The sequence below is a fragment of the Alteromonas gracilis genome (assembly GCF_036870955.2).
In the GTDB taxonomy this organism is placed as follows: domain Bacteria; phylum Pseudomonadota; class Gammaproteobacteria; order Enterobacterales; family Alteromonadaceae; genus Alteromonas; species Alteromonas gracilis_A.
In genome coordinates, this window is sequence record NZ_CP145482.2 from 833,649 (window position 1) to 847,038 (window position 13,390).

Annotated in this window: 7 protein-coding genes and 4 pseudogenes; 6 read left to right on the top strand and 5 right to left on the bottom strand. The window is 44.7% G+C overall.

Annotated elements, in window-relative coordinates; genetic code table 11:
• Positions 1 to 92 precede the first annotated feature (92 nt).
• The 3 genes from V6N89_RS04090 to V6N89_RS04100 all read right to left on the bottom strand — a co-directional run bounded on the left by V6N89_RS04090 (position 93) and on the right by V6N89_RS04100 (position 4,149).
• The gene (locus V6N89_RS04090) at positions 93 to 2,960 is read right to left on the bottom strand and encodes an ATP-binding protein (protein WP_338516458.1); all 2,868 of its coding nucleotides are present in this window, start codon (positions 2,958 to 2,960) and stop codon (positions 93 to 95) included.
• A gap of 3 nt (positions 2,961 to 2,963) precedes the next feature.
• Positions 2,964 to 3,224: a hypothetical protein gene (locus tag V6N89_RS04095; RefSeq protein ID WP_346993438.1), complete on the bottom strand. Its 261-nt coding sequence runs from the start codon at positions 3,222 to 3,224 to the stop codon at positions 2,964 to 2,966.
• 91 nt (positions 3,225 to 3,315) lie between these two features.
• A complete protein-coding gene (locus V6N89_RS04100) occupies positions 3,316 to 4,149 on the bottom strand; it encodes an ABC transporter substrate-binding protein (RefSeq protein ID WP_346993439.1) in 834 nt (277 codons plus the stop codon).
• A 334-nt stretch (positions 4,150 to 4,483) separates the two neighbouring features.
• Between V6N89_RS04100 and V6N89_RS04105 the strand changes: the two genes are divergently transcribed.
• Complete coding sequence (locus V6N89_RS04105; protein WP_338516460.1) at positions 4,484 to 4,990, top strand: 3'-5' exonuclease; 507 nt, start codon at positions 4,484 to 4,486, stop codon at positions 4,988 to 4,990.
• 27 nt (positions 4,991 to 5,017) lie between these two features.
• On the opposite strand, the gene V6N89_RS04110 is transcribed toward V6N89_RS04105, so the two are convergent.
• Positions 5,018 to 5,488: a hypothetical protein gene (locus V6N89_RS04110; RefSeq protein ID WP_338516461.1), complete on the bottom strand. Its 471-nt coding sequence runs from the start codon at positions 5,486 to 5,488 to the stop codon at positions 5,018 to 5,020.
• 249 nt (positions 5,489 to 5,737) lie between these two features.
• Here V6N89_RS04110 and V6N89_RS04115 point away from each other — a divergent pair, with 249 nt between their 5' ends.
• On the top strand, positions 5,738 to 6,256 hold the full coding sequence (locus V6N89_RS04115; RefSeq protein ID WP_346993440.1) for a hypothetical protein: 519 nt from the start codon (positions 5,738 to 5,740) through the stop codon (positions 6,254 to 6,256).
• A 100-nt stretch (positions 6,257 to 6,356) separates the two neighbouring features.
• On the opposite strand, the pseudogene metK reads toward V6N89_RS04115, so the two are convergent.
• Positions 6,357 to 7,501 (bottom strand): annotated as a pseudogene (gene metK, locus V6N89_RS04120) (methionine adenosyltransferase).
• A 397-nt stretch (positions 7,502 to 7,898) separates the two neighbouring features.
• On the opposite strand from metK, the pseudogene tkt reads away from it, so the two are divergent.
• The 4 genes and pseudogenes from tkt (at position 7,899) to V6N89_RS04140 (ending at position 13,373) form a co-directional block, all read left to right on the top strand.
• Positions 7,899 to 9,891, top strand: a pseudogene (gene tkt / locus V6N89_RS04125) (transketolase).
• A 19-nt stretch (positions 9,892 to 9,910) separates the two neighbouring features.
• Positions 9,911 to 10,922: pseudogene (gene epd, locus V6N89_RS04130) on the top strand (erythrose-4-phosphate dehydrogenase).
• A gap of 145 nt (positions 10,923 to 11,067) precedes the next feature.
• Positions 11,068 to 12,244, top strand: a pseudogene (locus V6N89_RS04135) (phosphoglycerate kinase).
• 229 nt (positions 12,245 to 12,473) lie between these two features.
• Positions 12,474 to 13,373: a fructose bisphosphate aldolase gene (locus V6N89_RS04140; RefSeq protein WP_338516464.1), complete on the top strand. Its 900-nt coding sequence runs from the start codon at positions 12,474 to 12,476 to the stop codon at positions 13,371 to 13,373.
• Positions 13,374 to 13,390: the final 17 nt, after the last annotated feature.

Consider the following 13,390-nt stretch of genomic DNA (forward strand, 5'->3'; position numbering starts at 1 on the left):
AAATACGCTAATACACTTAAACGGCATTGTTAATACGTTTGTCGCTGGTCGTTGCTGTCATGGTCGTCGCTTATTGTTGAAAGGGGCGTATATCAACTGCTCGACTTCTCAGCAGCCGTCTTGTTTGCCCAATAGTCTACTTTATCGACCAAATCATTTACTTCAAAAGGTTTACTTAAGTAATCGTCCATACCCGCTTGTTCACAACGCTCCCTGTCTCCCTTCATCGCGTTTGCAGTGAGAGCAATAATCGGCACATTAACGTACCTTTCTCCCGCTTCACCGCGTCTGATACGTTCGGTCGCTTCAAACCCGTCCATTTCGGGCATTTGGCAATCCATTAAAATAATGTCAAACGTTGGCTTCATTCTAACTAGGGCATCAATGGCTTCTCTGCCAGACTTTGCGCTAAGTGTTGTATGGGCACTTAAGTGTTGTTTAACGATGATTTGATTTATATCGTTATCTTCAACAATAAGTACCTTCTGCTTTTTCGACTTTTGAGGTCGCTTGCTTACGGGTTCTGCATTAAGATAACCTAGCTGGTCATCTGCTTCATCTAGCATGATTTCGAAGCTAAATGTACTGCCTTTGCCCTTCTCACTGCTAAGGCTGATGCTACCGCCCATCAACTCACATAACTGCTTACTTATTGACAATCCAAGTCCCGTGCCACCAAATTTACGCGTTGTGGACAGGTCTTCCTGGGTGAATACTTCGAAAATAGAATTTTGGTTTTCCTTGGCAATGCCAATACCCGTATCTGTAACGCTACAACGCAGCATTAGCTTTCCATCTGAATTTGTCGACAATGCCGTTTGAACTTCAATATGTCCTTGTTCAGTAAATTTAACGGCATTGCCCAGAAGGTTAGTGAGTACTTGTCTAAATCTTACTTCATCACCTAATACGGTATGAAACCCTTGTAAGTCGAAATGAAAATGTAGATCCAGGCCTTTTTCCTGACACATGATAGCGTACTGGCTTTGGATATTTTCAAGCGAGGTAACAATGTCAAAAGGTGAGTGCTCAATTTGCAGCTGACCCGCTTCAATCTTGGAGAAGTCTAATATGTCATTAACAATATGAAGCAAGCTCTGAATACTAAAACTAGCAAGCGACAGGTAATGCTGCTGTTCGCTGTCTAGCTCAGATGCCTCAAGTAATTGAAGTACGCCCGATATTCCATGAATGGGGGTTCTAATTTCATGACTCATACTTGCCAAGAAACTGGACTTCAACCTTGCCGATTCTTCTGCTTTTTCACGGGCCTCTTTTAAATATTGCTCTGTTTGTCGTTGCTGGGTTACGTCCTGTTGAAAACCAATGTAGTGAGTAACTTCACCATCAATGGTAACGGGTGTTAAATTCAACCTGTTGTAAAACGATTCACCACTTTTCTTGTAATTAAGAAGCGTTATTTCTATAGGCTCTCTTTTGGCTATCGCTTTACGTACTTCATCTATGTTCAGGACATCCGTTTTTTGACCTTGCATAGCGCGGCAGTTGTAACCAATGATCTCCTCTTTGGGGTAACCCGTAAGCTCCTCAAAAGCGCTATTTACATAAATAATAGGTTGTCCTGGTTTAGTTATGTCTGAAATGATGATTGATACCGTTGCCTCGTCAATGGCATGACTTAATATCTTGATATTGCTTTCTAACGAGCGGCGTTCCGTCTCATCACTACCCACATAAATTGTTCCTCTAATACTTCCGTTGGCGTCTAATAAAGACGTTTTGGTCCAACGGATATAGCGTTTTTCATCGCTAATTGATGTATGGGTTAGCTCGCTTTCTGTGTTTGATGAGAGCGCCTGAGTGACGCGTTGCAGTACGTCTGTATTGGTTTCTTTTTGATTTTCACAAAAGTGTTCAAAACGTTTGTTAGACACGATGATGTTGTCGCTTTTATCGACAACGATTAGCATGTCTCCCATCGACTCAAGTACGTTTGAAAACTGTTCGTTTGAGAGGGACACTTCTGATAGATCCCAAATGAGCTTTTCAAACGCCTCTCGAATGTCAGCGAGTTCTTGTGCTTCTATTTGTGTGTTTGAGCGCGGTATGTTGGGGTTATTGCTCAATTTACCCTTAATATCTTGATAGAGCGCCGACAGAGTACTTTCAGCCAAAGCCCCCGTGACTTTTAGCATATGCAAAATAATAAATACAAACCCGATGATCATCATCAGCAACACGAGACTAATCCAAGCCACCTCTTGATATGCTGTTATAGTAGGCTTGACGCTATAAAGGGTAAGAGCTCGCCAATTAGTTTGCTTGAGAGAGTAAGCGCCATCATCGAACTCACTCATCTGTGAGTTTGGACTTATCAAATTGGGCTGACTGCTAAATAAAACAAAGCCGTCAACGTCGGTGACCAACTGATTGGTTAAGCGAGGGTAGGGGGCTAATAGTGACTGCAAGCTATCTACATACATCACTAATGCTCCTTCAGCGACACCACCTAACAGTACGGGTACGCTTATAAGAACTCCATATTGTGACACGGATGAGTAAGGCAAAGAAGAGCCTAAGGTTTGTTGTCGCCATGCCGTATCTAGCGTGTCAGGCAAAACCGTATCCCAATTTTTGTCGATAACTTTGCTGCCTGCAAAGTCAAACAAAGCAAACTCGACAACTTTTGCTTGCGTAAGGTTGAGCGAACGGAAAAACATTGGTAGATAGTTATCGCGCTGCTGAACATCGACCAGTGAATTGATGATAATGTCATTTGCCGCCAAATCGGCCAGCTGACGAGTGGTGTCATTGACAATAAATGTTAGATCTTGTTCAAGGCCATCGACAGATTGCTGCTGTAATTGATCTGCTTGCGATACGGCAAAATGAAAAGAAATCGCAAACAAAACCAAAGAGGCAAAAAGAACTAAGGCAATCAGCCGTGGCAGCATGCTCGAGAGTAGGAGTTTCCTTAGCCTCGGTCGCTGTTGCTGCATGTATTAATCCATTGTTTTAAGATGCCCTTGTTCATCAAAAACCGTCATAAAATAGTCTTCTGACCAAAGCGCATCGTGCCGATCTTTGGTGAAAGGTGAAGCGTAAGTTTTTACAGCACCTTCCACATCAGTAAGAGACTCTAAAGCTTCTCTTAATTTATCTACCTTTATAGTAGCAGCTTTCTCAGCGGCAGCAGCAATTAAATGTGTAAGATCATATGCATGAGCGAGTCCCGTTGCTCCTTTAATTGCAGAAGGTGCCACCTCGCCAAACTTGGCGTGATACGAGCGCAGCAATTGCTCGGCACTTTGCGTTTTGGGTTTTTCAAAATGAAAGGTTTGAAGGACGGAAATATTATATTTCGCAATTGGCGTGGCGAGTTTTTGCGCTAGCTGCCCGGATGCAATACCCCAGTGAGAGATTACCTAAGATAGAGGCGATGTCTTGTTGTGCCATTTCATCAAGCACCACAACACCTTCAGGCACATTGGTCACTAAAAGAATTGCCTCGGCATCGCTACCCTTTATCGCGCTGATGTCGTCACTAAAGTTCTTTTGCTGCCAGTTTATCCAGTGAATCGACGAAATAGATAACCCTTTTTCTGCAGCTGCTTGCTTAAGAGAAGTCAGGTTAGAACGGCCCCATCCAGTTCGCTCTAATACCAATGCAATACGCGAAATACCCAACTGCTTTGCATGGTCAATCATGACGCTAGCGGCTTCTGAGTCCCTTACAGAAACACGAAAAATATTATTCGGAGAAAAACCGTTATCAATAATTGGCGTACCTGCTGCCCACGGTACGAGCATAAGCAAATCGTTCTTATGGATAGCTTCTATTTCAGCCAACACTACGGGGGTGTGTACGCCGCCGATCACCGCGAGCAAGTTTGGGTCTTTCGCAAAGCTATCAATATTATGTAAGCCTCTTGCGGGGTTGCCTCTGTGATCCTTAGCCACAATCTTCAGATTACGCCCTAAAACACCGCCTCGTGCATTGATTTCGTCAACGGCAAGTTCAACGCCCTTTTTAATTGCCATACCGCCCTCTACCGCAACGGCGGTGAAGTCGGCGTCAATACCAATAATTAAAGGCTCAGCCTGTGACGCTGCGTTGCTAGAAAAAAGGGGCAACATAGTAACGAGGAATAATAGTAATGCTATTAAGCGCATAAGTTTGCAATCCAAATGATATCCCTAAAAGTGTATAGCATTGCTTTATTTATTTTTACGTAACTATCTTATTCTTTAGTATAGCTCTTGCGTAAAACTTCGCCTTATTGAACATATGCTTTATGCCTTTTTAAGTTAACCTTAATTGTGAGGTGTGTAAGTGAAAAATTGGCATGATTCTACTATCGGCTTATATCTTTGTTGCGAGTTTAACGTCACCGTTATTACTAAATCTCCTAAGCTGCGGCACTGGAGACGGGAAAAAAGGCGTATTTAACACAGCGCAGCCTAGTTTGAATAGTGTTTCCTACAAGAAAAACTGTAGCGACAATAATAGTTTGGAGTATACGTGCAAAAAGATACCCTGCCGTCAATCGTTGATGTGGAAGCGAGTGGTTTTGGGGCAGCGAGTTACCCTATCGAAATCGGTATTGTGCGCTATGATGGTGCAAAGTGGTGCAAGCTTATCCGTCCATTTGACTCTTGGGTGCATTGGGATTGTCAGGCGGAAAAACTTCACGGTATATCGCAGAGTATGCTACTTACTCGAGGGGTAGAGCCAGTCAGGATATGTCATGAGCTCAATCGTTTTCTGGGCAATACGGTTGTGTACAGTGATGGTTGGGTTGTGGATAACCCATGGTTGATAAAGTTGTTTGCTGCCGCACAAGTTGAAATGACATTTACATGTCGGGCATTGGAGTACATTCTTAATCAAACGCAGATGGAGGCTTGGCACGATGTAAAGAAACACGTTGCGAAGGAACTCGATACGCGTCGACATCGTGCAAGCGCTGATGCTCTGCTGATTCAACAGACTTACGCAAAAACCCGGCTGTTGACCAGTAAAGAATAAAATTAAACGTATTTTAAAGTCATTGCATTAAAACAAATAATGAACGCCAAGCGACAGTGCCATATTTTCTTCTTCTCCTACTTGTCGGTGTTCTAATTCAACAGCCATGTTAAGACCCTGCTTATCTCCAAGAAGCCAACCGAGTCGTGTAAACGTGCCTACATCATTGGGAAGATAAAGCCATTCGGCGTAATGTTGAAATGCCGTGTTATTGGTTTTGTACGTCGCGTAGACCGATTGAGTCAGCCGCGTATCGAAACGGCGACTTGCGCTTAGCAAGCTTTGTGAACCCGCGGGATAAGTGAAACTGCTATCATACTGATGAGTTTCAGTCGTCGAATGAGGACGATATTGTGTTTTTAGCTGCCAGCGAGCGATTTTTTTACTTTTAAATTGTATTGGGCTGTAGGAATGCTCTGACGCACTAGCGTGGACGCAGCTTGAGGCGAAGCCAAGTACGATTGCCAGCGAACAACTTGCGAGTGTATTTGCTTTCATGGCATATAACCCAAGTTACGTAGTGAGTGCGTACACAAGCCACTAAATGTCATTTTGTTTTGTGCTTATGTAACTATAAGCATAGCTGTAAAAAATAGATCATAAAAATAAACTTGATGAATTTTCAATTTCTGAACTAATTTTAAAGATAGGAATTGTATTTGGCGCATCGTTGTACGCTGCGTAAGTCAATGGGAATAATGCTTATGAAAGGTTAAGCGTATTCCAGCCATATGGAGAGCTTTTGACATGCATACGGAATGGGAATTCGAAAGAAAGTTTATTGTTACCTATGTGCCAGACGGGCTGCTCGATACACGACAACCGAGTATCTATACGCCAGGGTACCTTGCTAGCGAGCAAGACAAACATATTCGTATAAGGGATGAAGGCGGCGCATTTACGATGACGGTTAAGCAGGGACTAGGATTGAAACGCAGAGACACGCGTGTTGATTTAACCGCCGAACAATTTGATGATCTATGGCCGCTGACACAAAACATGCGCGTCGAGAAGCAAAGGTATCGTATCGACTTTTACGGAGTGCAATTGGTGTTTGATGTATTTACTGGAAATTTGTCGCCATTAAAACTGGTTGAAGTTGAGTTTGATAGTGAAATCAGTAGCAGACAGTTCCTTCCCCCTGATTTTGCGGATGTTGAAGTGACACATCGAAAAGAGTTTCAAAATGTCGCACTCGCTCGGTTTGGCTTACCAGACAGAATTATCACTCCCCCGCTTACTCAGACTCATCGGCTGACCGTTTAATTGCGCAAGAAACTCTTCGTGACGATACCAACAATGAGCTTATAAGTAATTTTTATCAAAAAAAAGCAGCCAATTGGCTGCTTTTTTTGTTTCTTCGAATTTATATTGAAGCTTTAAGAGCTTGCGCCTTATCTGTTGCTTCCCACGGGAACTCGTCACGACCAAAGTGACCATAAGCTGCTGTTGGGCGGTAGATAGGTCGCTCAAGGTCTAGCATTTGGATAAGACCATAAGGACGCAGGTCGAAGTGCTCGCGTACCAACGCAACAAGTGTTTTCTCGTCCACAACACCAGTTCCAAAGGTATCAATGCTGATAGATGTAGGCTCTGCCACACCAATTGCGTAAGACACCTGAATTTCACAACGCTTAGCTAGACCTGCTGCAACAATATTCTTAGCAACATAACGGCCTGCGTATGCTGCGCTGCGGTCTACTTTTGACGGATCTTTACCAGAGAATGCGCCACCGCCGTGACGTGCCATGCCGCCGTAGGTATCTACGATGATTTTACGGCCTGTTAGACCACAGTCGCCCATAGGACCACCAATAACAAAGCGGCCAGTAGGGTTAATATGGAAACGAGTATTGGCATCAATCCATTCGCTTGGCAGAACAGGCTTGATGATTTCTTCCATTACCGCTTCACGAACGGTTTCAGTGCTTACTGAATCACAGTGCTGAGTTGAAAGCACTACCGCATCAATACCAACAGGCTTGTCGTTTTCATATTTAAACGTAATTTGGCTTTTTGCATCAGGGCGCAAAAAGTCTAGCTTGCCAGACTTGCGCAATTCAGCCTGTTTTTGTACCAGGCGGTGCGAATACGTGATGGGAGCGGCATTAATACGTCAGTTTCGTCACTGGCATAACCGAACATAAGACCTTGGTCGCCAGCGCCTTGTTCTTCCAAACTCTCGCGGTCAACACCTTGATTAATATCAGGTGACTGTTTACCAATAGCATTCAATACAGCACACGAGTCTGCATCAAAACCCATATCTGAATGCGTATAACCAATTTCTTTCACTGTGTTGCGGGTAAGCTCTTCAATGTCTACCCATGCTGAGGTGGTCACTTCACCACCTACTAAAACCATACCGGTTTTTACATACGTTTCGCAGGCCACCCGAGCGCGCGGATCTTGCTCTAAAATAGCGTCAAGAACGGCATCTGAGATTTGATCAGCAATCTTGTCCGGATGTCCTTCAGACACTGACTCGGATGTGAATAAATGCGTGGCCATAAATGCTCCGTAAGCGTTAATTTATCAAAATAGTCGTATATTGTACTAAAACAAGTTATAAATACCAGTCTTTACTTCTAGACGTCTAAAAGTCTCTTTGTTACGAATTGTTGACATAACCCGATCACTTTTAGGGTTTTTCAATATAGAACAAAGGGATTGTGGTCATTGAGGGTATCGGCAGTGCCGAGCGCTTTATAAGCCGAATAGACGTTTTTGGATTTACTTTCGATAATGGCAATGAAAATCCATTGAACTGAAAGGTGGCATGGGTAAGAATACCCTCACATTCAAAAGTGCCTAGAAGTAGAGCTAGAGCAGACAATTGGTGTTCCTCAGTGCTCACATCAATTTACTACTGCGGTACCAAAAGATACAAAATAAATCAGGAGACAACATGCCCTCTCGTCGTGAACTCGCCAATGCTATCCGTGCATTAAGCATGGATGCCGTTCAACAAGCTAAATCTGGTCACCCAGGCGCCCCTATGGGGATGGCTGATATCGCGCAGGTACTATGGAGTGATTTCTTATCACACAACCCTGCAAACCCGTCATGGGCTAATCGCGACCGCTTTGTTCTTTCAAACGGCCACGGCTCAATGTTGTTGTACTCTTTACTTCACTTGGCTGGTTACGATTTGCCTATCGAAGAGTTGAAGAACTTCCGTCAGCTACACTCTAAAACACCGGGTCACCCTGAATATGGCTATGCGCCAGGTGTAGAAACCACTACAGGTCCGCTGGGGCAAGGTATCAGCAACGCGGTAGGTATGGCACTTGCTGAAAAAGTACTAGCTGCACAATTTAACCGCGACGGTCACGATATTGTTGATCACTTCACTTATGCATTTATGGGCGACGGCTGCCTAATGGAAGGCATTTCTCACGAAACCTGCTCATTGGTAAGTACACTTGGCCTTGGCAAACTCATCGCGTTTTGGGATGACAACGGCATTTCCATTGACGGTGAAGTAGAAGGTTGGTTTACCGACGATACACCTAGCGCGCTTTAAAAGCTACGGCTGGGATGTGATTGAAGGTGTTGACGGTCACGATGCTGAGCAAGTTAAAGCGGCTATCGAAAAGGCGCAAGCCAACACTGCTCAGCCCACGCTGATTTGTTGTAAAACCACCATTGGTTTTGGTTCGCCTAACAAAGAAGGTACCGAGTCTTGTCACGGTGCACCGCTAGGTGAAGATGAAATTGTTGCTACTCGTGAAAAGCTTGGCTGGAGCCATGGCGCGTTTGAAATCCCAGACGATATTTACGCGGGCTGGGATGGTAAAGACAAAGGTTCAAAGGCAGAAAGTGCATGGAACGATGCCTTCGCTGCCTATGAAGCTGCCTATCCAGAACTTGCTGCAGAGTTTAAACGCCGTGTTAATGGCGAACTGCCTGCAGACTTCAGCGATAAGGCTGATGCAATCATTGCTGAACTTCAAGCAAACCCACAAAACATTGCTTCACGTAAAGCATCGCAAAATGCACTAAACGCATTTGGCCCGTTACTGCCAGAACTTTTAGGTGGCTCAGCTGACCTTGCAGGTTCTAACCTAACCATTTGGGAAGGCAGCAAGGGTGTTGAAGCAAACGATGCATCTGGTAACTACATTTATTACGGCGTACGCGAATTCGGTATGTCTGCCATGATGAACGGTATTGCTCTTCACGGCGGTTTTAAAGCGTACGGCGCAACCTTCCTCATGTTCATGGAATATGCGCGTAACGCAGTACGTATGGCGGCACTAATGAAGCAGCCTGCTATTTTCGTTTACACTCACGACTCAATTGGTTTGGGTGAAGATGGCCCAACGCACCAGCCAGTAGAACAGGTAGTTGCACTACGTGCTACGCCTAATCTTGATAACTGGCGTCCGTGTGACCAAGTTGAATCGGCGGTCTCGTGGAAGTCAGCAATTGAGCGTACAGACGGCCCAACAACGCTAATCTTTACGCGTCAAGGCCTTGCACAGCAAGAAAGAAATGCTCAACAAGTCGCTGATATCGCTAAAGGCGGTTACGTACTTAAAGATTGTGAAGGTACGCCAGAGCTTATTCTTATTGGTACCGGTTCTGAGGTTCAGCTTGCTGTTGAAGCTGCGGCTAAACTCACGGAGCAAGGCAAAGCGGTACGCGTAGTGTCTATGCCATCTACTGACGTATTTGACCGTCAGTCTGCTGACTACCGTGAAAGTGTATTGCCATCGAGCGTTGTTAAACGCGTTGCGGTTGAAGCATTGTCGAAAGACAGCTGGTACAAGTACGTTGGCTTTAATGGCGCGATTGTAGGTATGGACACCTTTGGTGAGTCTGCACCTGCGGGTGACTTGTTCAAGCACTTCAACATTACCACTGACGCTGTAGTAGAGGCTGCACTGTCTCTGTAAGAGGTAAAAAAATAAGCCTATGGTAAATATTGCCATTAATGGGTTTGGTCGTATTGGTCGCAATGTATTGCGCGCACTGTATGAAAGTGGGCGCAATAACGAATTTAATGTTGTGGCCATTAACGACATTGCCAAGCCAGAAGGCATAGCACATTTACTTAAATACGATACCGCCCACGGGCGGTTCCGTTTTGATGTGGCCTTAGAAAATAATACGCTTAACGTCGCGGGCGACGATATTACGCTGCTTGCCGTTAAGGATATTGCAGATCTACCCTGGAAAGCTCTCGGCGTAGATATTGTACTGGAATGTACGGGCAAATTTGACGATAGGGCATCAGGGCAAGCCCACATAGATGCAGGTGCTGGTAAGGTGCTGTTCTCGTCTCCTGGCTCTCCCGATTTAGACAACACTGTCATCTTTGGTACAAACGAAGACACATTGACCAGTGAACAAAAATTAGTCTCTAATGGCTCGTGTACCACCAATTGCATCGTACCTGTCATTCAAGCACTCGATGCAGCCTTTGGCGTTGAAAGTGGTACGATCACTACCATCCACGCCTCTATGCATGACCAGCAAGTCATCGATGCATACCATGAAGATTTACGCCGTACTCGCGCTGCAAGTCAGTCAATTATTCCGGTTGATACGCGCCTTGCCGCTCGGTATAGAGCGCATTCTGCCTAAGTTTGCTGGTAAGTTTGAAGCCATTGCTGTGCGCGTGCCCACTATTAATGTCACAGCCATGGATTTGAGTGTGACACTAAGTAGTAAGGTGACTATTGAAGATGTAAACCGTGCATTGAGACAAGCAAAAGACGGTCGTTTACACGGTATTTTGGACTACACTGAAGAGCCGTTAGTTTCAGTAGATTTTAATCATGACCCGCACTCGTGTATTGTAGATGGCACACAAACAAGGGTCAGTCACAAGCAGCTTGTTAAAACGCTAGTGTGGTGTGACAACGAATGGGGTTTTGCAAACCGTATGCTCGATACAGCTAAAGCGATGTTCGACGCAAAATAAGCATTGATGCTGCCACGGGTTGGTAGCACCAGCCCGCGCAGCTTTCACAGTTAATTAGAGTGTGTACACCGTCAGGTCATGACAAGCGTCATGCACCATAATAGGCCAAGCACTCACCTGAATTTTGAATTAACAAGGAAAGACAATGGCAATTCCAAGCATGAACGATATGGCACTTAACGGTCAACGCGTTCTTATAAGACAAGATCTAAACGTACCGGTAAAAGACGGTAAAGTAACGTCTGATGCGCGTATCAAGGCATCAATCCCTACTATTAAGGCTGCGCTTGAAGCGGGCGCAGCTGTAATGGTGATGTCTCACCTAGGGCGCCCAACCGAAGGTGAGCCTGCCGACGAATTCTCTCTTCAGCCAGTTGTTGATTACTTAAATGATGCGCTAGATGTGCCAGTTAAGCTTGTTACAGACTATTTAGATGGCGTGCAGTTAAACGATGGCGAGTTGGTTATCCTTGAAAACGTGCGCTTTAACAAAGGTGAAAAGAAAGACGACGAAACCTTGGCCAAGCAGTACGCAGCGCTTTGCGATATTTTTGTCATGGACGCATTTGGTACGGCACATCGCGCACAAGCGTCTACGCATGGCGTCGCTAAGTTTGCTCCTAAAGCCTGTGCTGGCCCGCTACTTGCTGCTGAATTAGATGCATTAGGTAAAGCGCTAGATAACCCTAAGCGTCCTATGGTAGCAATTGTAGGTGGTTCAAAGGTATCAACGAAGCTAACCGTGCTTGAATCACTTGCCGAAAAAGTTGACCAGCTAATTGTGGGCGGCGGTATCGCTAATACATTCATCGCTGCTCAAGGCCACAAAGTAGGTAAGTCACTAGTAGAAATGGACCTTACCGAACAAGCTTCTCAGTTAATGAGTGAAGCGCAAGCCAATGGCGGTAATATTCCTGTACCTACCGATGTTGTCGTAGGAAAAGCGTTTGACGAAAACACGGAAGCGACTTTAAAAGCAGTTAGTGATGTTGCCGACGATGATATGATTTTCGACATCGGTCCTGAGTCATCAAAGGCATTAGAAGATATCATCAAAAACGCCGGTACCATTGTATGGAATGGCCCAGTAGGCGTATTTGAATTTGAACAGTTTAGCGCAGGTACCAAGGCACTATCTGAAGCTATTGCGGCTAGCGATGCTTTTTCTATTGCTTAGTGGCGGTGATACACTTGCAGCGGTAGACAAATACGAAATTGCCGACAAAGTGTCTTATATTTCAACTGGTGGTGGTGCTTTCTTAGAATTCCTTGAAGGAAAAACACTTCCAGCAGTAGCTGTACTAGAAGAAAAAAATAAATAAATTAAGCGAAAACAATAATAAAAAAGGCTTAATGGGGCGGTGTAACTTAAATAGGTTAAACCAATAAATATACCGTCGAAATATACGTGGTTGCGTGTTTAACAGCTTTCATACATGCACTCATTAGATCGGAAACGATTTCGCTGGCGATACAGTGACGTACGCCAGCACATAACTATAAACCCTACACCTGCCCTTAGCGGCAGTACAATACAAAAGGAGTGTTGCAATGGCATCACAAGCTCAGCAGGCAATGCTGGATAAACTAAAGACGCAAACCGGTTTTATTGCTGCGTTAGATCAAAGCGGCGGCAGTACACCTAAGGCGCTACGTCTTTACGGCATCGAAGAGTCTGAATACAGCTCAGATGAAGAGATGTTTAATCTTGTTCACGAAATGCGTACTCGCATTATCACCAGCACCCCTTTTAGCGGCGAACGTGTACTTGGCGCTATCTTATTTGAAAATACCCTCGACCGAGAAATTGAAGGCATGTCTTCTGCACACTTTTTGTGGCAGAAAAAGCGTGTCATTCCATTCCTTAAAGTGGATAAAGGGTTAGCCGAAGAAAGCAATGGCGTACAGGTGATGAAGCCGATGCCAGGCCTAGATACATTATTGGCAAAAGCAGTAGCGCAAGATGTGTTTGGTACTAAAATGCGAAGCGTTGTGAAGCTAGCTAATCATCAAGGTATTAAAGATGTTGTTGCACAACAGTTTGAAGTGGGTAAACAAATTCTTGCTGCTGGTTTAGTGCCTATTATTGAGCCTGAAGTTGATATCCATAGCCCAAAAAAAGCAGAAGCGGAAGCACTGCTTAAACTCGAGATTCTTACGCAGCTGAACCTGCTAAATGAAGGTCAAGAGGTTATGTTGAAACTGACGCTTCCTACTGAGGCAAACTTTTACAAAGAGCTTGTTGATCATCCTCGCGTGCTTAAAGTTGTTGCGCTGTCTGGTGGTTATAGTCGTGAAGACGCAAACGCGAAGTTGTCTGAAAATCAAGGCATGATCGCGAGCTTCTCTCGAGCATTAACAGAAGGTGTATCGGCACAACAAACGCAAGAAGAGTTTGAAGCCACGTTAGATGACGCTATTGAAGGTATTTACCAAGCGTCTAAAGCTTAAATGTCTTCGTTGCATTG